Below are 24,234 nucleotides of genomic sequence, written 5' to 3'. Positions count from 1 at the left end.
ATGGCAGATACCACACCCTTGCTCAAGGTCGAGCACCTCTCCAAGGAATTCCCCGCCAATTCCGGCGTGTTTTCCAGCCGCTTTTCCAAGCGCGTTGTTTCGGCTGTCAATGATGTTTCGTTCGAGATCATGCCTGGCGAGACCTTTGGTCTGGTAGGCGAGTCCGGCTGCGGCAAGTCCACGACGGGCCGCACCATCATGCGCCTCAACAAGCCTACGGCTGGCAAGGTGTTCTTCCAGGGTCGCGACATTGCGTCCATGAGCAAAAAAGAGCTCAAGGATATGCGTCGTGATATGCAGTTCATCTTCCAAGATCCGTATGCGAGTTTGAATCCGCGTATGACCATTGGCGAGATTGTCTCCGAGCCCATGACCATCCATGGTATTGGCACCAAGGAAGAGCGTCTTGAGCGCGTTCGCGAGTTGCTTGACGTGGTTGGCCTCAACCCCGAGCATATCAACCGCTATCCGCATGAGTTCTCCGGTGGCCAGCGCCAGCGTGTTGGCATCGCGCGCGCATTCATCCTGCGTCCGAAGCTCATCATCTGCGACGAGCCTGTTTCTGCACTCGATGTCTCCATTCAGGCGCAGGTGCTGAACCTTCTCAAGGACCTGCAGAATAAGTTTGGTACCGCTTACCTGTTCATCGCTCACGACCTTTCCGTTGTGCAGCACATCTCCGATCGCGTGGGCGTTATGTACCTGGGTAAGCTTGTCGAGCTTTCCGACTGGAAGCGCCTCTACGCGCAGCCGTCCCATCCGTACACGCAGTCGCTGCTCTCTGCAGTGCCTGTTCCGGATCCGGATATCCAGAAGACGCGCAAGCGCATCATTCTTGCCGGCGATCCTCCTTCACCGCTGGATCCGCCTTCGGGTTGTCGTTTCCATACGCGCTGCCCGATTGCTCAGGAGATTTGCTCTCGCGAGCAGCCTGAGTTCAAGGAGTTGGAGCCCGGTCATTTCTGCGCTTGCCACTTTGGTCAGCCGTTCCCCATCAAGGAATCGCACATCGACCTGTAAGCGCCCCTTTTGGCCCGCATGGACGTTTCCATGCGGGCCTTTTTATTTGAGCATGCTGAGATTAAAGATTGCCATCTTATGTATAGCCATAGAACAAGAACGCTCGTTTACAGAATTGAGCCAGGGGTTACTTGCTTTGAGCCGTATGCTGTGGGTGTAACAGACCGTGTCGCATATGTGACCGTAGTGTTCCAGAGTCAACGGCCACCGCGCTGTAGGCGCGCAAGCTTGTTTGCCTGGCAGTTGGATCTTGCTGGAATCGTCGTAGGAAGAGGGACATATGAAAACAGTGAATGTGGTAAAGCGATGTTTATCCCGCGCCTTTGTGCTGGGGGGGGGGTGCGCTCCTGGCGATTGCCATGTCTGTGCCGGTAGCACCCGCGTTTGCTACTGATACTGCCGCATCTGGCCAGACAACGGCGCTGGAGCAGAATCAAAAAATGGCTACCGAGCTCGACGAGAATCTGGAGACGAAAGTTACGCTCTCGTTCCCGGGGAAACGCGAAGCCGAGCCTGCGGATGTTGTGTTCGTTCTTGATAAGTCGGGCGCCTCTGCGCAGAAGGACATCTATAACCAGGCCAAGTCCTTCCTCGAAGAGGTTAAGACAAAGGCTCAGACCGACGGCTTGGACATCAAGGTTGGCGTTGTCCTCTTTAACAAGGTGGGCAATATTCAGCAGCCGTTGACTGATGTCGTTACAGGTTACGATAACATTCTGACGGCGATGAATTCGAGCTTGAGCTCGGGCACCAACATGGATGCCGGCCTTCTTGCTGCCAAGAGCATGCTCGATGCTGATGCTGCCGTTAAGGCCGAAAACAAGCACGTGATCCTCATTAGCGACGGTGCCACGTACCTTTACTGCAAGAATGGTGACTATACCAAGCCGTATTCGAGGTCGTTTGGCATCGTCAACGGTGCAGATAAAGAAGGCGGCATCTGGGAGTATCAACTTCGCGAGTATAATACTGATAATGCTTGGAAGAAATTCTCCGATGGATCGAACTTCATCTTCTCGCAGGCCATGACGAGTCCTAAAAAGCTCGGCGAGTATCTTGCGTATTATCGTGCCCAGTACGATAACTCGGATAGAAATTGGGCTCAGTACGATTATGAATACAAGCGCGAGGCTCGAAATCCCATTCCTGTTGATGTGACCGCTCCCTGCAACATCGATGTTGCCTTTTGGAGTACCGATGACACCTTCCAGTCGATGGTCAATGCCGGCTACGACATGAACGTCTATTACAAGAACGCTGCTGACTTCGATGGCCAGGTCTTCCTGCAGTATCTCACCAGGAAATCCAACGAGAGCAAGCTCGATACTGACTTCAATAAGCTCAAGGCCAAGCTCATCGACAAGATCGCCGCCGGCTCGACCGTCGAGGATTTTATTGGCAACAACTTTGACTTTGTGAACGATGCCAGTAAGATCAGCCTGAATGTTGCGGGCGAGGACCTGGCGCCCGAAAAGATTGACGAGACCACGTATGGCTTTGGCAAGCGTGCGGACGGCACCTATCGTTTCACCCTCAAGTACACGGCAGGGGAGAACGAGAAGCTCGTCTTCACACTCAATGAGGCCGCAGTGCCCGCTAAACCGGTTGTCCTTACGTACAGCGAGGTATTGGTGAATAAGCCCACCGAGGCCGGCACCCATAGCCTCAAGGTCAACGAGAGTGCAACCCTGTACCCCGTTGACGGCAACGGTGACAAGGGCACGGCAAGCGATTTCCCGGTTCCGACGGTTACCTACACGGTTGCCGCCCCTGAGCAAAAGCCCGAGCAAAAGCCCGAGGAGCCCACGAAGCCTGCGGATACGAAGAAACCGGTTAAAACGGACAAGAAGGGCAACCTCCCCAAGACAGGCGACAGCGCCCTTGCCGCTACCGTAGCGGCCCTCGCTCTCGGCTCCGCCATCTGCGCCGCCGGAGTACATCTTAATTGCCGCCGCAGCTAAGCTATAGATTCGCACGACTAGAATCCCTGCGTTTTGAGCCTGCCTTCAACCCAAGGGCGGGCTCTTTGTTTTTGCGATCGCTGCAGAGTGAAGCGACTGAAGATTGATGATCGATGCGCACACCACTTCAACGCAGGTCTGGCCCGGGGATTACCCCCTGAGCGATTCCGCAGCCGCGAAGCGGCGAGGACCAGTGAAGGGTGTAATCCCCGGATCAGACCGGACGAGAAGAGACAATTTGCGACGCTTTCAACCTATCATTCATCATTATTCAAACTTAGATAAGCCATCTGACCTGCGTAAATCGACTTAGCAAAAAACTTTTTAAAAAAGTTCTTGCATCGGCTCCCGGGTCTGGGCTATTATTTTCCTTGTCGCAAGTCGGAGTGGCGGAATTGGCAGACGCGCTAGCTTGAGGTGCTAGTGACCACTTTTCGGTCATGCGGGTTCAAGTCCCGCCTCCGACACCATCAAATCTTCTGAGCCTCCTCGTGGGGCTTTTATTTTACCTATTGGGCGTGTTGCCCATCATGCTGCGGTATCGTGTGTGCCAATGTATGGCTGCGAAGGATGCGAGGTGCGTCCGATGGAATCACTGGGAAAAGACGATCTTGCCGAGCTGGCTCGACTGGTCGAGGTGACGAGTGACGCCGTTGCCCTTTGCGCTCAGGATGGCACTATCCTGCATGTCAATCGCCAGATGGCCTCGCTGGCGCTCGACGATCGAGAGCATATTGTGGGGACCGACATCAAAGATCTCCTCTTTAGCAATGCTTTTGAACGTGCGGAGCGACACCAGATGCCGTTTACGCTCGATACGCGCGATTGTAGCCTCATGCTCAAGCTGCCCGATGGCTCCTTTGTTCCCGTGAACGTCCGTGCACTGGAGATTGGACGCGATCTTTTGCCCTTGGGCGCCCATCGCGCCGGTCGCATCCTCGTGGTCATCAAGAGCATGGAGGAGCAGACAGCCCACGATCGCCAGACGCAGCGCCTTCTCTCGGAGCTTCAGGCGGCGAATAAGCGCCTTTCGGGCACGCTTTCGGTCATCTTGTCCGCTATGGGCTCCAAAGACCTTCCAACGCTTCTTGATACCGTGCTCAACAAGCTCTCCGGCGCACTCGATGCGGGCGGTTCCACTATCTACATCGCCGAGAACGGTGGCTTCAAGCTCCGCGGTTTCTCGAAGTCACTCGCAAATTGCTATGTGCCCGATTTTATTCCCTACGGCGCCGGCATCCCCACCTATGTGCTGCGCCAGTCGCGCGCGTGCCGTTTTTACGTTTTGCCTGCTACGAGCGACGATGAGGATCTTGGGCCTGCATCCGGAACCTTTTATGACATGGATGCGCGAACAAATATGCGTCTGAATGTCGAGAACATGCCGGCGTTCAAGACGCTTATCGCCGTGCCGGTCTTTTTTGGTACGCAGGTGCTGGGAGTCATCGAGCTTGGCTGGATGCGCCCGTGCTTCCCGCGCGATTACGACATGCATGTGCTCGAGGTCGTGAGCGATTACCTGTCCATTGAGCTCATGGGGCTGGTGACGAATGCTCGTTCGAAGAGGTCGGATGAGCTGACGCGCTCGCTCAATCGCTTACGCGACATGGTGTATGCGGGGTCGGGAGACCTGCGCGACATGTGGCCTCGTCTGACGTCCGAGATGACGCGCGTGCTCAAGTGCCGCCTCTGCCCGCTGTTCTTCGATCATATGCGCGGCCGCTATGTGCTCGATTTTGATGGCGGGAGCAGAGTGAATCTGCCCGGCGGTATCGATGAGCTCTTTTTCTCGACCGTGGCGCCGGCGGCGTATGTCGATCCGTTGGCCGAGGTTGATGCAAAGATTCACCGAGGCGCCTGGACGTATACGGCAGACGACCTGGTCGATGTCCGCGTAGTCCGTGTGGATGCGAACTCGCGCGCTGGTCGCTGGCTCGCACTTCATGGCCTTCCCAGCCAGGGCGTTTTCTTCGATGCTGGTGCAGATTTTGGCGCCGAGGACGGCACTGCGGCCGATGATGCTGATGGGGCCGAAGGGTTGATGCTTGTTGAAGAGCGCCCTCACCGCATGTTTTTACTCTTACGCAGCGCCTCGCAAGAGCCAATCGACGACCTTGAGTACGATTACCTGGTGCATTTGGCGCATGATTTTGAGATGTACGTTCAGGGCGCGCGCAAGAAGGAATCTGAGCATCGCATCGCACAGACCCTTCAGGCGGGAATGAGGAGCTCTCTTGCTTCCGTACCGGGGATCACCTCGGACTGCCTGTATTCCTCGGCAACCAAGCAGGCGCTGGTGGGCGGAGATTTCTATACGCTTATCCGTCTTCCCGACGATCGCGTGGTCATGATTTTGGGCGATGTATCGGGTAAAGGCGTCGAGGCGGCTTCGATGTCTGCTTTGGCCAAAACAGCGCTTTCCGCCTATGCCTGGGAGGGCATGGGACCGCAGCGCATGGCGCGCTCGCTCAACAGCATGCTTATGGGGTTCTCGCGCCTCGAGACGTTTGCGACGATGTTCATTGCAAAGATCGATTTGCGCCAGGGCTACGCAACCTATTGCTCGGCAGGACATCCGCCCTCAATGCTTGTGCATGCTCCGCGCGATGGTGCCCAAGGGGATATTTCTACCGCCGAGATTGAGCTCATGAGCGTGCAGTCTGGTGTTGTCGGTGCATTTGAGACCATGAGCTATGAGGCCGGCTCGTTCGAATTCTCGCCGGGGGACATCCTGTTTATGTACACCGACGGCGCCATCGAGGCGCGCGATCCCGCAGGCGATTTCTTTGGCGAGCAACGCTTGCGCGATACGCTTTTACGCGAGGCTTCCTCTGGTGTGGATGGGCTGTGCGGGCGCATGCTTTCGGCGCTCGATGCGTTTGCCGCCTCGGCGCTGGAGGATGACGTCGCGATGGTGGCGCTGCGCTTCGATATGGGGCGACCTCGCTAGCTGGCTTCTTTTGGGCGGCTCTCTTTCAGATTGATTGTTTAGGGGGTCGATAACCGGGGAACCATGACCGTATGAATGGTTGGAATGACATAACGGTGTTGGCGCCCGCGGGGGATATCGATATCTCCACCGCGCCGGGGCTGCGCAGCCGCATCGATACGCTCATCGCACTGGGTTCTCCGCGCGTCATCATCAATTGCGAGAATGTCTCGTTTGTCGATTCCACGGGCATCGCCTGTCTGGTTTCGAGCGCGCGGGCGCTTAGCCGTTGCGCAGGCATGCTCTCGATGGTCAACGTATCGTCGAATGTCATGCGCTTCTTGCAGATTGGGCGTCTGACCGAGGCGCTTCACGCTACCCCTTCCGAGCGTCCCGCGGTGCCGGTCCTTGCACCCGATGCGAGTCCTTGGTGGAGTAAGAGCCTGCCCATTGTCGAAGGCATCGAAAACCTGTCTTATTATCGTCACCGAATCGTCGAGATGCTCTCGACGCTTCCCATGTCTGAAGGCGACCGATTTGATTATGCCTTGGCGGTAGGAGAGGCCCTCTCCAATGCATATGATCATGCGGACGGTGCACATGGCTGCACGATGACGGTTGCCGCCTACGATGACCGTGTGGTGACGATTCTGCGCGACTGCGGCTGCGGCTATGAGATTTCCGACGACGATGTCCCGGAGGTTTCCGAGCTGCGCGGACGCGGCATCAGACTCATGCGCTTGCTGGTGGATAACGTCGAGGTAAGTCGTAGGTGCGATTGTCCCGGCACGCAGGTGCGCCTGGTCAAACTGTTCCGCGAGCATGGGCTGTAGAGCTCGAGGGGATAAAGAATGTGGGCGAGTGCTTTATCTCAATGCCGATTCGCAAAGAAAAAGACCGGAGACAATGTCTCCGGTCTTGTCATTCTTGGTGGGCGTTACAAGATTTGAACTTGTGACCTCTTCCGTGTCAGGGAAGCGCTCTCCCCCTGAGCTAAACGCCCGAATTCAGGGTGCGCTGTTCAGCGCGAGGAATAATATACAAAAGGCTTTGGCTTGATGCAAGCGTTATTTTGAAAAAAGTTTTGTAATGTTGGAATAAAGTTCATCTATACCGTATCTACCTGCGCTTTTGATTTATCGGGACGCAGGGGGAAGATCTTGTCCAATGCGCATGTTCTCGAATTTGTCTTTCATGAAGCTGTCGCCATAGCGCGTATCCAGGTAGACATCGATGGGATTTGCGGGCGGAATGCCGTCTGCGCGCGCTCCGGCTCTCAGGAAACACGCGACGGTCATGCCGGCGTCAAGAGCGATAAAGGCAGCGAGGAAAGTGACAACGGCTGCCTGGCGCGCCGTTGTTGGTTCACCGATGCGGTAGAGGAGCTCGGGCAAGATCGCGCGGCACCACACCAGGCCCACAAGGCCCCACATGGCAAGGAAGCGCCAAGCAACCCATTGGGAGATGTGATCGGGGAGCCCCAAGTATGTCCATGACTGCGCATGGGCCAGATGTTCCATGGACCAGCCAGTAAATTGCTCGAGGACGCCGCCGATGGCTGCAGAGATGCAGAAGATCTTCCAAGCGGGCCAATCTCGCGCTTCCCAAAGCAGCGCCGTCAGCAGCACGGCACCGCATCCATAAAGAGGGGAGAACGGGCCCCATATTAGTCCCACGCGGCTTTCGAGCACGCCAAAGACAACGAGGGTATAAACGGTCTCGAGCAGCAGCCCTAAGACGGAGGAGATCAGGAAGATGATGATGTATTGATACAAAGAGGGGGTGCAGGCGCTGAGGTAAGAGGCGCGAAGTTCGTTTTTGACGTTACGAATCAGCTTGCGCTGACGCTTGGCGATCTTTGAACGCAGGCGGCGCTTTCCAAATCGCTCGACTTCCGACCAGACGGCGTCGGCATAGACGCTCGCATCGAGTTTTCCTTCGCGCAGGAGATTTTTGAACGAAGATCCGCATCCGCGTGCGTCGTGGTAGCGTTGCACGAGCCAGATGATGCCACGTGCAATGAGATAGACGGCGAGTATGAGGGTGAAGATTTGAAGCAAAGACGTGTCCTGAGCATCGAGTTTGTTTTCCCGCGGACATTTTACCGCTATCAAATTTCTGCATGCGCAAAACTTTTTTGAAAAACTTCTTGCGCCCGCCCGCGGCATCGCGTATATTAATAACCCGCAAGCGGACATGGCTCAGTTGGTAGAGCACAACCTTGCCAAGGTTGGGGTCGCGGGTTCGAGCCCCGTTGTCCGCTCCATCGCATGCATCGGGCCGGTTTTCGAATCGGCCCTTTTCATATCGACGGCGAAGTGGCCAAGTGGTAAGGCAGAGGCCTGCAAAGCCTTTACCCCCGGTTCGAATCCGGGCTTCGCCTCCAGATCGCCCAAGGGGCCCTCCGAAAGGAGGGCCCCTTTTCGTTCGCGGCACCCAGATTCGGGCGGTGCCGGCGGCGCGGTGCGGGGGCGCGGACCCCGGACGGCGGAGACTCCGTCGGTGTGCCCCTCCGGCCTCTTCGACTGCGGAATCCGCCGGCGCCGGCGGCCGGTGCCCCGCTGCGGCTCCCGGGTCCGGGCGCCTTTCCAAATGAAGCAAGAAATCCCATTTGGCACGGGCCCAAGACGGTCCAAATGGGACTTTCTGCTCCATTTGGGATTCGAACCTTTGCTGAGGGCAGGCATGTTCTCGGAAGATTCCTCGACACTCTGCTTTCGATAAAACATTATTTGTCGATTATGCATCAATTGTACGTTTCTCTACATATGTGGTCTACTTATCCATTGTTGAAGAAAAGCTTGAGAGGTATTCTTTCGCAATGAATTTAATGGACACGTGTCGCTTCAGCGGCGGCAGTGCAGCGGAGAAAAAGGTGCATCATGGCCTCTTCCAAGAAGAATTACTTCAAGCCGACGGTTGCCGCGGTGATAACGGCCGGATTTGCACTTTCCCCCATGCTTTCCACCGCCGCAATGGCGCAGACCAATAACGACTTGGTGCTCGCCGGCTGCTATGAGGAGTGCCAGGGTGGCACCATGTCGCTTTCTGCCTGCAGGAAGAATCTCGATGATGCCAAGGCCAAGCTCGATGAAGCGAAAGCGAATTATCAGGCCAAGCGCGATGCGACCGGCAATGCCGCAACCGATCTTGAGTCCGCCCAGGCGGCAGAGAAGGAGGCTGCAAAGAATCTCGAGGCTGCCCAAGCTGCCTATGACGAGGCTGCGGCTGCCAACGAGGCCGCTCAGCAGCATCTCAAGGATGTCGAGGGGGAGTGGACCGAGAAGAGCGATGAGGTCAAGGAGGCCGACCGCGCGGTCGTGAAGAAGACCGCCGCGCTCGAAGCCGCTAAAGCCGAGCACGCCAAGGCAACGCTTGAGGTGCAGCGCCTTCAGGCCCTCGCCGGCCTTTCAAATGATTCCGTCGACAGCCTTAAAGCGGCGGCCAAGCTGGCTCAGAAGAATTACGATGCAGCCCAGAAACTTTGGGAGACGGCGAACGCTCAGAGCAAAAAGGCGCAGGGCAAGTTTGATGATGCACGCACGAAGCACGATGCCGCGGTAAGTGCGCTCGAGACCGCTAAGAAGAACCTCGAAAACGCCGAGAATTGGTACAACGGCATGGTCGATCGTCAGAAGGACGCACAGGCCAAATACGACAAGGCCAAGAAAGCTTTGGACGACGCCAACGCGCGCCGCGACGAGATTAACCAGGGACACGCCGACCTTGAGAAGAAGGTCGACGAGGCAAATACGGCGCTCGACGCGGCAAAGGCTGATGTTGCCTCGGCGCAGGCCGCGCTCGACGCCGCAACGAGTTCGTATAACGGTGCGGTGGCAAATCAACAGGCAAAACAGCAGACAGCCGATGGTGCCCGTACGCTCTATGAAGAAGCCTCAAAGGCAGAGGGCGATGCATCGCAGGTTCAGGCGCTGCGCACGCGCAAGGCCGAGCTTGAGAGCAAAGTCGCGGACGAAAAGCAACAGGTTGAAAACGATCAAGCTGCGCTCGATAGTGCTGATGCGGCGCTCGATACGGCGCAGACGGCTCAAAAAACCGCTGAGGACAAGCTGGTCGCCCCGACGCAAGCGGTGGAGGATGCCCAGGCTGCTCTTTCCGCTAGGCAGGAGGAGAAGTCGGATATTGACTCCGAGGTGAGCGCTTCTCAGGCTAGATATAACTTCGCGAAGTCCAGCTACGACGCCATCAAGGACAGCAAATGGGTCCTTCCATCGGTGAAAAACGAAGCCAAGAAGGCGCTTGACTCTGCCGAAGCCGACCTGAACAGCTGGAAGGCGAAGCAGGATGCCAAGGCAGAGGAGGTCGCCGCCGCCCAAGCCGCGCTCGACAGCGCGAATGCCGCGAAGGCGCCGCTCGATGAGGCCTTGGCTCAGGCAAAACAGGAAGTGGCCGATGCACAGGCGGCAAAACAGGCTGCAAGCGATAAACTCGATGCGGCGAAGGCGGCGCTCAGTGCCGATCAGACTGAGCTCGATAATGTGAACACTCGGCTGGACGCTATCGACCATTTGGCTGAGTACAAGCGCAAGCTCGACGATGCCGAGGAGGCTCTCGAGCAAGCGAAGCAGCAGACTGGGCAGGCTGAGACGAAAAAGAACGAGGCCCAGCAGGCTCTCGATCAGAAAACGGCTGCCCAACAGAAAGCTCAAACTGCCGTCGATGCTGCAAACTCCGCCGTTTCTTCCTATGACACGCAGCATGCTGCCGAGCTCAAGAAGCTCAATGAGCAAATTGACGGCAAGACCGTGCTTGGCGTGAAGATTCCAGGCGGGCTTACTCGAAAGTACGAAGAGGCGAAGGCAGAGCTCGATATCGTGAATGCCCAGCTTGCGGTGGCTGCCAAGAACCTGGATGCCGCCCGTGTGCTCATGGTGGGTGCTGAGGTTGCCGAGAAGGCAACGAAGCTCGCCATGGACGCAGCGGGTGTCCAGCTGCAGGTTGCAAAGGACGCCGAGGCTGCCGCCTATACCGTTATGGAGGCTGCTCGCAAGGTGGCGGAGTCCGCCTCTAAACTTGCCGAGAACGCCGAGCAGGCGGCCCAGCAGGCAGCGCAAAAGCTCGAGGAGGCTCGTGCGGCGCAGGCGGCTGCAAAGCAGAAGGTCGACCAGTCCCGTACCGACCTGGATGCGGCGAAGCAGCACGCCGAGCGCGCAAACAAGGAGCTGGCCGAACTGAGCGCACAGGTTGCCCAGGCCGAGGTGAACGCCATCAAGGCTAAGATCGGCTTGCAGATGAAGGAGAAACCGCTTGCCTCCGCCAAGGCGGCGTTTGATGCCGCCCATGCGAACACGTTGGCGAAACAGGCTGCATACGACAGCGCTGTGTCCGCGGAACAGCAAGCTAAAGATGAGCTCGATGCTGCGCAGGCAAACTACGACGCTGCACTCGAGTGCTACAACAAGTGTTCGCAGGCTGCGGGTTCTGGTGCCGCCGCGGGCTCGGGCTCTGCATCCGGCACCTCTTCGACGGAGGCTCCGACTGAGGGCAAGGGCGGCGCATCTGCTACGTCCCAGCAGGCTTCGAGCGGCGCTGCTGTCACCTCGCACGCCGCAATCGCTACGCTGCCGCAGACGGGCGATGCGACTCTTGAGGGCATCGTCGTCATTGCCGGCGCCGGCGCTGCTGCCATCGCTGCGGGCGAGGCTGCTCGTCGCCGTCATGCGGTGAAGTAGCCGCGGGTTTTCGCATCCATAACCTTCGTTTTGGAGGGCGCGTCGAATCAATGCGGTTTGACGCGCCCTTTTCTCGCTGAACGCACAACATATAGGTCAAGTGCTTTTTTAACGCCGTTCATCGCGGGACTCGTGAGGTTTTGAAAGATTTCCAAAAGGAATATGTCCAATATGCTTGAGGGCCAAACTGCAGGTCACGTGTTGGCGGAGCGTGAAATAAATCGGCCCGTGGAAGCAATGCAAATGTTTACGGTATCTTTCTTACGCTGTTGACCTGCTAAAACACAATATATAGTGTTGACCATAAATAAGAAAACATTATATAGGGTGAGTAACTTGTCGTATGATAGGTATCGACGCACCGTAAGATATGACTTCGCGCTTGCCAAGCACGCTGCGACACTTCCTTTGCCGCCCTATGGGCAAAGCCGGGATCTGTCCACACGCGAGCGTAAAGTCTTTCAACGAATAGAGAAGACGCAGGAAGGCGGGAGAGGCCCGCGACGTTCGTGCGCCTTGTAGAAGAGGACGAGAGGTACGAGCTTCATGAAGATCATCAAGCGCAGCGGAGTGGAAGTTACGTTTGACATCGAGAAGATCAGCAGCGCGATTCGAGCGGCGAACCGTGAGGTCAAGGAGGCCGATCGCTTGACCGAGCGCCAGGTTGTCTATGCCGCGCAAAACGTTGCCGATGCCTGCGAGAACGCCGGCCACACCGTTTCTGTCGAAGAGATTCAGGATATGGTCGAGGATGAGATTATGCGTCTCGACCGCTACGAGGTGGCTCGCCGCTACATCATCTACCGCTATGTGCAGAGTCTCAAGCGTACCAAGAACACTACCGACGACAAGATTCTCTCGCTCATCGAGTGCAACAACGAAGAGGTCAAGCAGGAGAACTCCAACAAGAACCCCACCGTCAATTCTGTTCAGCGCGACTACATGGCTGGCGAGGTTTCCAAGGATCTGGCCCAGCGCGTCTTGCTGCCTGCCGATGTCGTGGCCGCTCATAACGAGGGCATCATCCACTTCCACGACTCGGATTACTTTGCTCAGCATATGCACAACTGCGACCTGGTGAACCTTGAGGACATGCTGCAGAACGGCACGGTTATCTCGGGTACGCTTATCGAGAAGCCGCATAGTTTCTCGACGGCATGCAACATCGCCACGCAGATCATCGCTCAGGTTGCGTCGTCTCAGTATGGCGGACAGTCCATCTCGCTGACGCATCTGGCGCCTTTCGTCGAGGTGAGCCGCCAAAAGATCCGTCGTGAGGTGGCTCGCGAGCTCGAAGAGCTTGGCGTGAGCGCTCCCGAGGAGAAGGTGCATGAGGTTGTGGAGGAGCGTCTGCGCGACGAGATTCGTCGTGGCGTTCAGACCATCCAGTACCAGGTTGTAACTCTTATGACCACCAACGGTCAGGCCCCGTTTGTCACCGTGTTCATGTATCTCAACGAGGCTCGTTCCGAGTCCGAGAAGCATGACCTCGCCATGATTGTCGAGGAGACCTTGCGCCAACGTTATGAGGGCGTGAAGAACGAGGCGGGCGTATGGATCACCCCGGCGTTCCCCAAGCTCATCTACGTGCTCGAGGACGACAACGTAGCCGAGGATTCTCCGTTCTTCTACCTCACGCAGCTTGCGGCCAAGTGTACCGCCAAGCGTATGGTGCCCGATTACATCTCTGAGAAGAAGATGCGCGAGTACAAGCTATCTTTGGGCGAGGCCGAGGGCAACGGCGACTGCTACACCTGCATGGGCTGCCGCAGCTTCTTGACTCCCGATCGCTCTGGCAACGGCTATGACAACGTGGCGAATGCCGGCAACTGGGAGCCGGGTAAGCCCAAGTACTACGGCCGCTTTAACCAAGGCGTTGTCACCATCAATCTCCCCGACGTGGCGCTCTCGTCGCATCAGGACATGGACAAGTTCTGGGAGATCTTTGACGAGCGCTTGGAGCTGTGCCACAAGGCGCTTATGTGCCGTCACGATCGCCTGAAGGGCACGCTGTCCGACGCCGCTCCGATTTTGTGGCAGTACGGTGCCCTTGCGCGTCTGAAGAAGGGCGAGACCATCGACAAGCTGCTGTATGGCGGGTATTCGACCATCTCGCTTGGCTATGCGGGCCTGTACGAATGCGTCAAGTACATGACCGGCCACAGCCATACAGAGTCGGAGGGTACGCCCTTTGCGATGCAGGTCATGCAGCACATGAACGACAAGTGCAACGAATGGAAGGCCGAGAGCAACATCGACTTTTCGCTTTACGGCACGCCGCTCGAGTCCACGACGTACAAATTTGCCAAGTCGTTGCAGCGCCGCTTTGGCATCGTGCCCGGTGTGACCGACAAGGGCTACATCACCAACAGCTATCACGTGCACGTGTCCGAGCAGATTGACGCTTTTGACAAGCTCAAGTTCGAGAGCCAGTTCCAGCGTCTGAGCCCTGGTGGCGCCATCTCTTACGTCGAGGTTCCCAACATGCAGGATAACCTCAAGGCCGTTATCCGCGTGATGCAGTACATCTACGACAACATCATGTACGCCGAGCTCAACACCAAGAGCGACTATTGCCAGGTATGTGGCTACGACGGCGAGATCAAGATTGTGGAAGACGATGGCAAGCTGGTGTGGGAGTGCCCCCACTGCGGTAATCGCGACCAGGAAAAGATGAACGTGGCGCGTCGTACCTGCGGCTATATCGGTACGCAGTTTTGGAACCAGGGCCGCACCGAGGAGATTCGCGACCGCGTTTTGCACCTATAAAAGATTGCGCTGAGGTGCGGTCTTTCTGCCTGCAAGAATTGATGGGGCTGTTTTTGCGGCCCCATTCTTTCATCTGCAGGATGTTTGGTCGATGAACATAGGGTGGACGCCGTTTTTTAGGGGAGGCAGTGTGAATTACTCGGCTATCAAATACTTTGATATCGCTAATGGCGAGGGGGTCCGTACTACGCTGTTCGTCAGCGGGTGCCGCCGCGGCTGCAAGAATTGCTTTAATGCCGTGGCATGGGATTTTGCTGCCGGTGACCCGTTTACGCCTGGGGTTGCCGATCAGATCATCGCAAGCATCGATCATCCGTTTTGCGACGGCCTTACCCTGCTAGGCGGCGAGCCGATGGAGCCGGAAAACCAAATGGGCCTCGTGGACTTTGTCGAGCGCGTGCGCGCAGCGTACCCTGTAGAATCGGGTAAGACCATCTGGTGCTATACGGGCGACACGCTCGATGCGCTCATGCCGGGCGGGGCGCATCGCACCGACGTTACGGATCGCCTTCTCGCCTGTATCGATATCTTGGTTGACGGTCCTTTCGTGCAGGATTTGCATGACATCTCGCTGCGCTTTCGCGGATCGTCCAATCAACGTATCATCGACATGAACGCGACGCGTGCCCGTGCCGCCTCCGAGGGCGTGAGCCTTGCAGATGCGGTTGAGCTCTGGCATGACGAAGCGGTGTACAGCACCCATACAATGAAGTAGGAAAGGCCCCCATGGTCGATTCGGAAAAGGTAAAAGAAGCGATTCGTTTGCTGCTCGAGGGGATCGGTGAAGATCCAACGCGCGAGGGTCTCGTGGAAACCCCCGATCGCGTGGCGCGCATGTGGGAGAAGCTTGCCGGCGGAATGGAGTCGGACGCCTCCGAGCATTTGAGTCGCACCTTTGCGGTGAATTCGAACGATCTGGTGATCGAGCGCGACATCACGTTTTACTCCATGTGCGAGCATCACATGCTTCCCTTTTATGGTCGTGTGGCCATTGGCTATATACCGCGCGGTCGCGTGGCGGGGCTGTCGAAGCTTGCGCGCACGGTCGAGGTCTATGCGCGTCGTTTACAACTGCAAGAGCAGCTTACCGCGCAGATTGCCGATGCGCTGATGGAGCATTTGGCTCCCGAGGGTGCGATCGTCCTTATCGAAGCGGAGCATATGTGTATGACCATGCGTGGCGTGCAGAAGCCCGGCACTACCACGGTGACGCTTGCGCGACGCGGTTGTTTTGAGAGTAATCCCGCCCTTGAGGAGCGTTTCTTCCGCATGCTGGAGCGCTAACGTTGCTTGCGAGTATGCCGCGTGTCGACGCAATTTGGGCAAACCCCTTATTTCAAGAAAACCTGGCTGCCATCGAAGCGGCGGAGACGCAGCGCGTCTACTGCAGGCACGGTTTGTCCCACCTGTTGGATGTGGCGCGTACGGCGTGGATTATCAACCTCGAAGGCGGCTTTGGCCTCGCGCGGGACGTTGTCTACGCTGCAGCGCTTTTACATGACATCGGTCGCGCGGCTGAATATTCCAAGGGCATTTCCCATGATGTGGCGGGCGTCGAGATAGCGCGCCGGATTTTGGGTACGGTAGTGGCTGAACAGAGATTCTCTTCCGCCGAGGCGGAGGCAATCGTCAAAGCGGCGCGAGGCCACCGTGCCGACGGCGTCGATGCGGTATCGTGCGAGCTTTCCTCTCTGTCAAGTCGTTTGGCCTGCGTGATTGCCGAGGCCGACCATCGGTCACGTCCTTGCTTCGCGTGCTCCGCTTGTGCTACCTGCTATTGGCCGGAAGAGAAGAAAAACATGGCGGTGCGTGTCTAGCCGATGCGAACCGCATTGGAGGAGTGATTCGCATGAGTAGCAAGAAATTGCCCGATAGCACAACGCCGATTGAGGGGGCAAAGCTTGCGCGCCGTGACGGCGCGAATGTCCCGGCGACGCGAACCTCGATCGTTCGCGCGACCTCCGATCAGATTTCTCATGCCGATCGCATTCTGATTGACGGTCTTGAGGTTTTTGCCAATCACGGCGTGTACCCCGAGGAAAATACCCTGGGGCAGAAATTTGTCGTTTCGCTGGTGCTCTACGCCGACCTGCATGCGGCGGGGGAGAGCGACGACCTGAATACGTCAGTCGATTATGGCGCTGTCTGCCACGATGTGGACAGCTATATGCGAGGGCATACGTTCAAGCTTATCGAGGCGGCGGCAGAAGGTGTGGCACAGACCTTGCTCGCACGTTATCCGTTGCTCCTGGGTGTGCGTGTGAAGATCGAAAAGCCCTGGGCGCCCGTAGGCCTGCCGCTTGTCTCTTGCGGCGTGGAAATTGAGCGCTTGCGCTAACGAAGTTGAGGCATGTGTTTGAAACTCCTGTGCATCATTCGGTGTGCAGGGGTTTGCCGTTCGACGCATGCCGATTATACCTTTGCACCTGTAGAGTTGGAGCAGGGCAGCAGCGGCGCGTATGTGATAATCACGGCAAGACCCGATTATGATATGGGGGTATGCCATGTTTTGCACCAACTGCGGGGCGCAGCTGAACGAAGGTACCAAATTCTGCACAAGCTGCGGCGCTCCTGTCGCCGGCCCTGCTCCCGAGCCGGAGGCGCAGTCGTCTGCCGACGTTGCGCCCGAATCCGCGCCGATGCCTGAGTTAGCATCAATTCCCGAACTTGCTTCGGATTCTGCGGCTGCTTTCCAAACGGTGCCGGAGCCGGTGTTAGAGACTGAGCCCATGTCGATCCCGGAGGCCGTATCCGGGTTTGATTCTGAGCCCGAGCCTGTTGCGGCAACAGAACCCATGACGATTCCCGAGCCCGTGTCCGGGCATGACCCCGAGCCCATACCGGAGCCTACGCCGGCCCCCATGCCGGAGCCGTCGTATGATCCTGCCGCCGACTCTCAGCCTGCAGCCGAGACGGTGCCCGATTTCCAACCTGCTCAGGCACCCGACTTCTCGTCTCAGGTCGCGACGCCCTCGCCTAAGAAGAACACAAAGCTACCCATTATCATCGCTGCCGCCGTTGTCGTTATCGCTCTTGTCGTTGGTGGGTTCTTCCTGCTGGGCAATGGCGGCTCTGGCAAGCTGGCTGAAGACGTCACCCCTCAGATTGAGGAGCTGCTGGAAGAGGAGTACGGAGAATCCTTCGAGGGCTTTGCTTCCAACGAGTATGTCGAGGAGGCCAAGTATCGCGTCAAAGACGTCGAGGTGTCGGACATTACGGAAGAAAACGGCCACGTTACCGCGACTGCCGAGGCAACTATTCAGAATCGATTCTTTGTTTCCGAGGCGACGTTTGCGGTCAGCGCTCATATCGATAGCGACAACGACATTTCTTCCGTTCGCTTCGAGCTAGAAGATCAGACCACCACGCCGCGTTGCGGTGTTACGCGCGACGATGACAACGGTGGAGCCGCGCTTGACAGCAAGCTTTCGTCCGATAAGAAGAGCTGCTCTGTTGTGACCACCGGTTGCTGGGTTACCGGCGGTACCGAGGTTGCGAAGAGATATGTCTTTACGGGCAAGAAGTGGGAGCTTGATAGCTCGAACACAACGGGCGAGCAGAACAAGTGGAATATCGCCGGCAAGTACTATAGCGATGACGATTACATCGAGATCTCCAATTGGGACAACAATCGCCATACGGCGACGGTGAAGCTTTACATGGAGTGCAGCCTCAATCTCGATAACGGTTCAGAGGACTGCTCGGTTACCGCTACGCTTGATTCCGTTCAGATCATGGACGCCGGCGACGATTACTATTGGTTCCGATTCGAAGATTATGGTGCCAAGACCAGTACCGGCAGGCCCGTATTAATCCATTTTGACGTCTACTTCAATCCGACCGAAGAGGGGGAGCTTGCGCTCTTTGCAGACGCCGACGCTGTGAACGAGAACGTTTTAAGCGAGGACGGCTATGCGGCCGCTGAAACCGTGATGGAGGTCGAGGTGTCGGAGGAGGGCGCTTACTACGGCGTCTACACCGATCTTTCCGACTTCGAGAAGACTGAGGATGCGTTTGTCTACAACTACTTGAATTTCTATCGATAGGATATACTGAGTAAAACAGGTTACCTACCGCGGGGCGCTGCAGCAATTGAGCTCGGCGCCCCGCGTCATGTTTGCGGCTTCGAGCGGGGATTTCCTGAGGATACGCGAAGCCTCTCGATTGCTGGGGCAATAGGTGTCGAGCAGGGCGTGGAACCGGGCGTTATGGCTGGGCTCCATCAGGTGCACGAGCTCATGGGTGACGACCATCTCCAGGCAGAGGGGCTGGTAGGCGGCGAGCTGCGTATTGATACGGATCGTCTTGCGCGCAGGCGTGCACGAGCCCCAACGCGACTTCATGGTCCGGAGGCTCCATCGCTCGGCGTGTATGCCCATGGTTGCCTCGATACGCCCTACGATACGTGGCAGCGCCTTTTCCAACTCCAAGCGATAGAGCTGTTGGAGCGTAGCTGCGTTGGGAATGGCCTCAGCCGCGTCTATAAGTTCGCCCCAGAGGGGGATGAGACCGTCGCAGGTTGGTTCGTCGTGCCGTGGTTGCGTGTACGCTGCCTGCTCGGCGCGCACGACGTGCTGCACAATCCAGGACGCATGCCGGGTGAGAAAGTCATCGATTTGCTTGCTGTTCGCTGCGTTTGGGACGCTGCAAAAGACGCTTGCGTCGGCACGGACATGCAGGTTGAAGTTCTTGACGCGCTTGCGCTCAACAAGAACGGGCACATCGCGCCCGTCGTGATGAACGCAATGCGAGCTAGGCTTCACGCCCTCTCCTTTCAGCCGGTTCATAAGCGTCTGTCATTCTAGCGTTTATGAGACGATGCGCCATCTTTGGCAACGATGCTTATAATAGGGCCTCGTGAACAAGCACGCCCACGGGCGTCGCTGCGAGAGAGGACAATCCCCATGATCAACGTCGCCATCCTGTTCGGAGGCATCTCCACCGAGCACGATATCTCCCTTAAGTCTGCCGATAACGTTATCGCCGCGCTCGATTCCAAGCGCTTCTGCCCGGTGCTGATCGGCATCGATCGCAACGGTTCCTGGTTCCATTACACGGGCGATCTTGCCGATGTGGTGACAGGTGCCTGGGAGGAGCATGATTGCGCTCCCGTAGTGCTGATCCCTGGCAGCGCACCCGATGCCCGCGGCGGCTTTCTCGAGCTTGTCGACGGCGAGTTTCGCGAGCTCGAGGTCGATGTTGCCCTTCCTGTCTTGCATGGTCAGGGCGGCGAGGACGGCACCGTTCAGGGCGCGCTTGAGGTTTGCGGCGTCCCCTACGTGGGCTGTGGCGTGCTTGCGAGCGCTGTGTGCATGGATAAGGATGCGAGCCATCGCCTTGCTGCGGCGGCCGGCGTGCGCTCGCCGAAGTGCGAAGTGCTCTACCGCGGCGCTACTGCCGAGGACGAGGCTGCCGTAGTGGAGAAGTGCGGCGGATACCCCGTCTTCGTGAAGCCCGCTCGTGGCGGCAGCTCGATCGGCGTCTCCAAGGCGAACGATGCAGATGAGTATCGTGAAGCGCTCGACGCTGCTTTCGCGCTCGATGAGAAGGTTGCCGTTGAGGAGAATATCACCGGTGTCGAGGTCGGTTGTGCTGTCGTAGGTGATGCTGTCCATGGCGTACGCATGGGCGAGGTGGACGAGATTGTCGTTCATGGCGATGGCTTCTTCCGCATCCACCTGGAAAAAGACCCGGGTGCCAATACCGAGCTCCGCTGCCCGTCCGAGCTCCCTGCAGATGTGCTCGAGCGCGTACGTCAGGTGGGGCGTACGGTATATGAGGCTCTCAACTGCTCGGGTTTTGCACGTGTGGACTTGTTTGTCACGCCCGAGGGCGAGGTCGTGTTCAATGAGGTCAACTCTACGCCCGGCATGACGTATTACAGTCGCTTCCCGCAGATGATGCGCGTTGCCGGACATGAGCTGGGCGAAGTGCTGGCAGGTCTTATCGACACGAGGCTTGGGCTGTAGATAAGTTACCTTAGTGCAAGGCAGGCGCTCAATCGCTAAAGAAGTGCGGGCGCGGGATGCAACTCAGTGCATCCCGCGCCCGCTTTGTTATTCGGATGGGGCCGTGACCTAGAAGCGTTCGAAGAAGGACAGCGCGTTCTCAAAGCAAAGCTTGCGCGTGATCGTTTCACCAAAACGTTCGACAAGCATCTGCTGGAATGCGGGGAACTTGGAGGCGTCTGCCACGTACTCGGGCACGTCGGCTCCGTCGAGGTCGCCGCCAAGTGCGATGACATCTTCGCCGCCCAGCTCGAGCCAGTGCTCGATGTGGCGTGCAGTGGCATCAAAGGTGACCAGTTCGGCCGACGTATCTTTATTGGCGCCATCGACCAAGAAACCATTGCAATAGTTGAGGCCTACGACACCGCCAGCGTCGCGGATAACTTGGAACTGCTGGTCGGTGAGGTTGCGCACGTGACCGCAGATGGCGCGCGAATTGGAGTGGCTTGCTACGAAGGGGCGCTTGGCAAGGGCGGCTACCTCGTCAAAACATTCATCGTTGAGATGCGAGACGTCGAGCACCATGCCGCAGCGTTCCATTTCGGCAATGGCCTGGCGACCAAGATCGGTGAGGCCCGCGTGGGTATCGTGTCCGCTGGCAAGCGGGCCCGCGGCGTTCCATGTAAGGGAGGCCATGAGCACGCCGGCACGTTTGAGGGCCTCGATGAGGTTGAGGTCGTGTGCGAACATGCGCGCGTTCTCGATCGTATGGATGCAGGCGAATCGACCCTGATCGAGAGCGGGGCGAATGTCACTTGCGGCATGCACCTCGGTTGCCTGGGCGTGGTTGAGGTTCGTCTGAGCGCTGATGTGCGCCATGATCTGCGCATGGAAACGCAGAGACTGCTCGGGGGAGAAGCAATCGGGGACGAACGTGGCAAAGCACTGCGCCCAGGGAGTGCCCTCGGCCATGTCGATCGAGATGGCGCAGTCGTTGTTCTTGAGGGAGAAGTAGCGCTCGGGGCATTCGGCGTCGTCTGGGGTGAAGAATTCGTCTCCCGAGACGGTCTTGAGTTCGCGATCGATGGTTTGCCAGCCCAAGCGATCGGCGGTATCGCAATGTAGGTCGAGTACGGGAATAGACATGAAGCCTCCTGTTGGTGCGGTTTTAGTCTCGTCCATTCTACACGTCTACGCGTAGGCTGCGCTCGTCCGATAGGTCGGATTGCAGCGTACAGTTTGGGGTATAGTTGACCCTACGTGTCCGCTCCGGCGGGCAAAATCGAGTTTTCACTGAAATGAGGACGATATGTCAAACGAAGGCAAGAAGGTGCGCGCCCACTACCGCGGTACGCTGGATGACGGCACCCAGTTCGATAGCTCCTACGATCGCGGCGAGCCTTTGGAGTTCACCTGCTGCGCCCACCAGATGATTCCCGGCTTTGATGCCGCCGTGAAGGACATGGAGGTGGGCGAGAAGAAGACCGTCCATATTCCGTGTGCCGAGGCCTATGGCGAGCGTCGCGAGGACCTGGTCATGTTCTTCCCCGCCGCGCAGGTGCCCAACATCGACCAGATTCATGTGGGTGATAAGCTCGCGCTTTCCGGTGCCGGCGGTCAGCCTGTTCCCGTTACGGTTGTCGAGGTGACCCCCGAGGGCGTCAAGATCGATGCCAACCACGAGATGGCCGGCAAGGACCTCAACTTTGAGATTGAGCTCGTAGAGGTTCTGGGCTAATTCAACTTAGATAAAACGAGCGGGAGCGGCGACGTTGGTGCAACGTCGCCGCTCCTTTTTTGATTTTTTGCCCTGAATCTCGCAAGGCAAGCCACGAACGCATGGGGCACGTCTCCGCAGCCGAGAGCCGGCACCCCCTCCTGAGCGATTCCACAGCGAAGCGAGGACCAGCGAGGGAAGGAAATGCCGGCTCTCGGCGTTGGGCCTTTAAGCCCCCTTGACGTTCATGGCGCGCATTGCGTTCAGGATCGCTATGATTGCCACTCCCACGTCGCCAAAGACCGCAAGCCACATGTTGGCGATGCCCAGCGCCGCAAGCGCGAGGATCAGCAGCTTCACCGAAAGGGCAAACACGATGTTTTGCCAGACGATACCCATGGTTTTGCGTGCGATGCGCATGGCGCGCGCGATGTTGGAGGGCTTGTCGTCCATCAGCACGATGTCGGCCGCCTCGATGGCCGCGTCGGAACCCATAGCGCCCATGGCGATACCGACGTCAGCGCGTGTGAGGACCGGGGCGTCGTTGATGCCGTCGCCCACAAAGGCAAGCTTGTGTTTGGCACCTTCACTGGCGAGGAGTTTTTCGACGCGTTCCACCTTGTCGCCAGGAAGGAGCTGCGCGTGGTATTCGTCCAGGCAAAGCTCGCGGGATACTGCGGCTGCCACCTCCTCGCGGTCGCCTGTGAGCATCACACAGCGGCGCACTCCCGCGGCGTGAAGATCGCTGATGGTTTGCTTGGCGTCGTCTTTTACGGTGTCGGCGATCACGATATGGCCAGCGTAAGTAGTGTCGACCAGCACGTGGAGAATCGTTCCTGCGATTTCGCAATCGGGCGCTGTGAAGCCTGCTTTTGCAAGCATTTTTGCGTTGCCCACAATAACCTTTTTGCCGTCGATGGTTGCGAAGACGCCATGGCCGGAGTCATTGCCGGAATTCGCGATGCGCTTGGAGTCCAGTTCGCCCGTGTAGGCGGCGCGGACAGACTGCGCGATGGGGTGATCGGAGAAGGATTCTGCAAGGGCCGCCATTTCGAGCAGGGAGGACTCGGTGTAGCCGTTCTCGGGATGAATCTCTGCGACGGAAAACGTGCCGCGCGTAAGCGTACCCGTCTTATCGAACACTACAGTGTCGACTTCGGCGAGGGCCTCCAGGTAGTTTGACCCCTTGACCAGGACGCCGATTTTGGAAGCACCGCCGATGCCGCCAAAAAAGCTCAGGGGCACGCTGATCACGAGCGCGCAAGGGCAGGAGACGACCAAGAATGTGAGGCCGCGCAAAATCCAATCGGGCCACGCCCCCGTGACGATCCCGCCACCCACCGCGAGCAGTGCCGCGGCGCCGGTGACGGCAGGCGTGTAAATGCGGGCAAAACGCGTGATGAAGTTTTCGGTCCGCGCCTTCTTTTCGCTGGCGTTCTCTACAAGCTCAAGGATGCGCGAGACAGTGGACTCGCCAAAGGGCTTGGTAGTCTTGACCTTGATGAGGCCCGTCATGTTGATGCAGCCCGAGACGACCTCGGCGCCCGTTTCCGCATGACGAGGGATGGATTCGCCGGTGAGAGCGGCGGTGTCGAGCTGGGTAGCACCCTCAACGATTGTTCCATCGATGGGCACGCGCTCTCCTGGCTTGATTACGATGATGCTTCCGCACGCCACCTCGTTGGGGTCTACCTGCTTAAGGTTGCCTTCGGCATCTTCGATGTTTGCATAATCGGGCGCGATATCCATCATGGAGCTAATGGACTTGCGGCTCTTTCCTACGGCGTAGGCCTGGAAGAGCTCTCCCACCTGGTAAAAGAGCATAACGGCTGCTCCTTCTGCCATGTGTGGGTCGGTGTCTGGAAAAAACACCATAGCAAAAGCGCCGAGCGTGGCCACGGCCATGAGGAAGCTCTCGTCAAATGCTTTGCCGTGACGAATGTTGTTCCAGGCTTTTTTGAGTACGTCATGGCCGGCGATGACAAATGGCACGAGGAAGAGCATGAAGCTTGCGTAAACGTCCCCGGGGTTTCCAAAGGCGCGCTCAAGGACGCCCAGTTCATCCAGTGCGTATACCGCGACAAAGACTGCAAGCGCTACAAGGATGCGATTGCGTTTGTGCTCGAGCGACTCCTTCTTGCGGCGCTTCTTCTTTTTCTTTTTGGGATCGGCGGTTGCCATGATTCAAATACCTCCC

At 57.7% G+C, this 24,234-nt stretch carries 17 protein-coding genes and 4 tRNA genes; 16 read left to right on the top strand and 5 right to left on the bottom strand.

Features of this window, described 5'->3' with window-relative positions; all coding sequences use genetic code 11:
• From BQ9843_RS04665 to BQ9843_RS04645, 5 genes are all read left to right on the top strand, one after another.
• Nucleotides 1-1,020, top strand: a complete 1,020-nt coding sequence (locus BQ9843_RS04665; protein WP_075844063.1) for an ABC transporter ATP-binding protein — start codon at nucleotides 1-3, stop codon at nucleotides 1,018-1,020.
• 359 nt (nucleotides 1,021-1,379) lie between these two features.
• Nucleotides 1,380-2,981 (top strand): vWA domain-containing protein, encoded by a 1,602-nt coding sequence (locus tag BQ9843_RS04660; protein WP_083647918.1) that lies wholly within the window; start codon nucleotides 1,380-1,382, stop codon nucleotides 2,979-2,981.
• 380 nt (nucleotides 2,982-3,361) lie between these two features.
• Nucleotides 3,362-3,451 (top strand) — tRNA-Leu (locus BQ9843_RS04655).
• Nucleotides 3,452-3,567: 116 nt separating this feature from the next.
• On the top strand, nucleotides 3,568-5,931 hold the full coding sequence (locus BQ9843_RS04650) for a SpoIIE family protein phosphatase (RefSeq protein ID WP_075844061.1): 2,364 nt from the start codon (nucleotides 3,568-3,570) through the stop codon (nucleotides 5,929-5,931).
• A 71-nt stretch (nucleotides 5,932-6,002) separates the two neighbouring features.
• On the top strand, nucleotides 6,003-6,743 hold the full coding sequence (locus BQ9843_RS04645) for an anti-sigma factor antagonist (RefSeq protein WP_075844060.1): 741 nt from the start codon (nucleotides 6,003-6,005) through the stop codon (nucleotides 6,741-6,743).
• 95 nt (nucleotides 6,744-6,838) lie between these two features.
• Here the strand turns inward: BQ9843_RS04645 and BQ9843_RS04640 are convergent.
• Together BQ9843_RS04640 and BQ9843_RS04635 are read right to left on the bottom strand one after the other, a co-directional pair.
• Nucleotides 6,839-6,913, bottom strand: a tRNA-Val gene (locus tag BQ9843_RS04640).
• Nucleotides 6,914-7,046: 133 nt separating this feature from the next.
• Entirely contained in the window at nucleotides 7,047-7,970 is a 924-nt protein-coding gene (locus BQ9843_RS04635; protein ID WP_040219445.1) for a putative ABC transporter permease, read from the bottom strand.
• A 130-nt stretch (nucleotides 7,971-8,100) separates the two neighbouring features.
• Between BQ9843_RS04635 and BQ9843_RS04630 the strand changes: the two genes are divergently transcribed.
• The 9 genes from BQ9843_RS04630 to BQ9843_RS04590 all read left to right on the top strand — a co-directional run bounded on the left by BQ9843_RS04630 (nucleotide 8,101) and on the right by BQ9843_RS04590 (nucleotide 18,418).
• Nucleotides 8,101-8,176, top strand: a tRNA-Gly gene (locus BQ9843_RS04630).
• Nucleotides 8,177-8,222: 46 nt separating this feature from the next.
• Nucleotides 8,223-8,296: transfer RNA gene (locus BQ9843_RS04625), tRNA-Cys, on the top strand.
• A gap of 496 nt (nucleotides 8,297-8,792) precedes the next feature.
• On the top strand, nucleotides 8,793-11,603 hold the full coding sequence (locus BQ9843_RS04620) for a coiled-coil domain-containing protein (protein WP_075844059.1): 2,811 nt from the start codon (nucleotides 8,793-8,795) through the stop codon (nucleotides 11,601-11,603).
• 546 nt (nucleotides 11,604-12,149) lie between these two features.
• Complete coding sequence (gene nrdD / locus BQ9843_RS04615) at nucleotides 12,150-14,372, top strand: anaerobic ribonucleoside-triphosphate reductase (RefSeq protein ID WP_075844058.1); 2,223 nt, start codon at nucleotides 12,150-12,152, stop codon at nucleotides 14,370-14,372.
• 130 nt (nucleotides 14,373-14,502) lie between these two features.
• On the top strand, nucleotides 14,503-15,087 hold the full coding sequence (gene nrdG, locus BQ9843_RS04610; protein ID WP_075844057.1) for an anaerobic ribonucleoside-triphosphate reductase activating protein: 585 nt from the start codon (nucleotides 14,503-14,505) through the stop codon (nucleotides 15,085-15,087).
• A gap of 11 nt (nucleotides 15,088-15,098) precedes the next feature.
• Nucleotides 15,099-15,656: a GTP cyclohydrolase I FolE gene (gene folE, locus BQ9843_RS04605; RefSeq protein WP_075844056.1), complete on the top strand. Its 558-nt coding sequence runs from the start codon at nucleotides 15,099-15,101 to the stop codon at nucleotides 15,654-15,656.
• A 14-nt stretch (nucleotides 15,657-15,670) separates the two neighbouring features.
• Nucleotides 15,671-16,189 carry an HD domain-containing protein gene (locus BQ9843_RS04600; RefSeq protein ID WP_075844134.1) on the top strand — a complete coding sequence of 173 codons (519 nt, stop codon included), beginning with the start codon at nucleotides 15,671-15,673 and terminating at the stop codon, nucleotides 16,187-16,189.
• Nucleotides 16,190-16,221: 32 nt separating this feature from the next.
• Entirely contained in the window at nucleotides 16,222-16,710 is a 489-nt protein-coding gene (folB, locus tag BQ9843_RS04595) for a dihydroneopterin aldolase (protein ID WP_075844055.1), read from the top strand.
• 166 nt (nucleotides 16,711-16,876) lie between these two features.
• Nucleotides 16,877-18,418 carry a zinc-ribbon domain-containing protein gene (locus BQ9843_RS04590; RefSeq protein ID WP_195906613.1) on the top strand — a complete coding sequence of 514 codons (1,542 nt, stop codon included), beginning with the start codon at nucleotides 16,877-16,879 and terminating at the stop codon, nucleotides 18,416-18,418.
• Nucleotides 18,419-18,442: 24 nt separating this feature from the next.
• On the opposite strand, the gene BQ9843_RS04585 is transcribed toward BQ9843_RS04590, so the two are convergent.
• Nucleotides 18,443-19,135 (bottom strand): M48 family metallopeptidase, encoded by a 693-nt coding sequence (locus BQ9843_RS04585; protein ID WP_230205585.1) that lies wholly within the window; start codon nucleotides 19,133-19,135, stop codon nucleotides 18,443-18,445.
• A gap of 141 nt (nucleotides 19,136-19,276) precedes the next feature.
• Here BQ9843_RS04585 and BQ9843_RS04580 point away from each other — a divergent pair, with 141 nt between their 5' ends.
• Nucleotides 19,277-20,341 (top strand): D-alanine--D-alanine ligase family protein, encoded by a 1,065-nt coding sequence (locus tag BQ9843_RS04580; protein WP_075844052.1) that lies wholly within the window; start codon nucleotides 19,277-19,279, stop codon nucleotides 20,339-20,341.
• A 108-nt stretch (nucleotides 20,342-20,449) separates the two neighbouring features.
• Here BQ9843_RS04580 and BQ9843_RS04575 read toward each other — a convergent pair whose 3' ends face one another.
• Nucleotides 20,450-21,466, bottom strand: coding sequence for a dipeptidase (locus tag BQ9843_RS04575; RefSeq protein ID WP_075844051.1), 1,017 nt, complete (start codon nucleotides 21,464-21,466; stop codon nucleotides 20,450-20,452).
• 163 nt (nucleotides 21,467-21,629) lie between these two features.
• Between BQ9843_RS04575 and BQ9843_RS04570 the strand changes: the two genes are divergently transcribed.
• A complete protein-coding gene (locus BQ9843_RS04570; RefSeq protein ID WP_040220729.1) occupies nucleotides 21,630-22,058 on the top strand; it encodes an FKBP-type peptidyl-prolyl cis-trans isomerase in 429 nt (142 codons plus the stop codon).
• 207 nt (nucleotides 22,059-22,265) lie between these two features.
• On the opposite strand, the gene BQ9843_RS04565 is transcribed toward BQ9843_RS04570, so the two are convergent.
• The gene (locus BQ9843_RS04565; RefSeq protein WP_083647917.1) at nucleotides 22,266-24,218 is read right to left on the bottom strand and encodes a heavy metal translocating P-type ATPase; all 1,953 of its coding nucleotides are present in this window, start codon (nucleotides 24,216-24,218) and stop codon (nucleotides 22,266-22,268) included.
• Nucleotides 24,219-24,234 lie beyond the last annotated feature (16 nt).

The sequence above is a fragment of the Collinsella bouchesdurhonensis genome (assembly GCF_900155365.1).
In the GTDB taxonomy this organism is placed as follows: Bacteria; Actinomycetota; Coriobacteriia; order Coriobacteriales; family Coriobacteriaceae; genus Collinsella; species Collinsella bouchesdurhonensis.
The sequence above is the reverse complement of the archived record's forward strand: the minus strand, read 5'-3'. Positions and strand labels throughout refer to the sequence as shown.